Origin of the sequence: Streptococcus sp. GMD1S, from assembly GCF_000296875.1 — a bacterium.
Classification (GTDB): Bacteria; Bacillota; Bacilli; order Lactobacillales; family Streptococcaceae; genus Streptococcus.
This window is the reverse complement of record NZ_AJQY01000273.1, coordinates 1-604: the sequence shown is the minus strand read 5'-3', so window position 1 is coordinate 604 and position 604 is coordinate 1. Positions and strand designations below refer to the sequence as shown.

At 38.9% G+C, this 604-nt stretch carries 1 pseudogene; it reads right to left on the bottom strand.

Features of this window, described 5'->3' with window-relative positions:
- Positions 1–229 precede the first annotated feature (229 nt).
- Positions 230–604 (bottom strand): annotated as a pseudogene (locus GMD1S_RS08745) (DEAD/DEAH box helicase); the annotation flags it as partial.

Below are 604 nucleotides of genomic sequence, written 5' to 3'. Positions count from 1 at the left end.
TCTGACATAAAAATGTCCCCCCTTAAAAAATATTGTTATAGAGTTACAAAGTACTGGTAAAAAATCTTATCCTCTACGGTTTCAACTCGAAAGAAAAATAGATCTTTCTACCACCTTATCGGGACTATATAACCTTATCATTATACCACTTTTTATTTTTTTTTGCAGTATTTTTAAAAATTCATAAAATGAAGTTAAAAAAAGGAGCCATTCAGCTCCAATTTTGTTCTTAAAATGTTTGGCGTTTGGCTTTACGCTCAGCACGGCCACGTGCACGATTTTCAGCACGCTTGGTTTTGCGACGTTTTTCATCCACCGCCCATTGAATCTTCTTCTTATAGCTTGGTTTGACTTTTTTCTTTTTCTTTTTAACCAAGCCAATCATTTCGATATCAAGCTTATCCTGCTTCTTTTCACGGTTGGCACGACGATCACGGTCATAGGTATCTTGGAACTCTCCGTCTTTGACCATCTTAGGAATAAACTTGATCCCTAATTTCTCCAACTCGCGGATATCCGAGTCATCGCTTGGCTGGTAAAGGGTAATAGCTGTACCAGGCAGTCCGTTGCGCCCAGTTCGTCCAACACGGTGAACAAAGAAAGA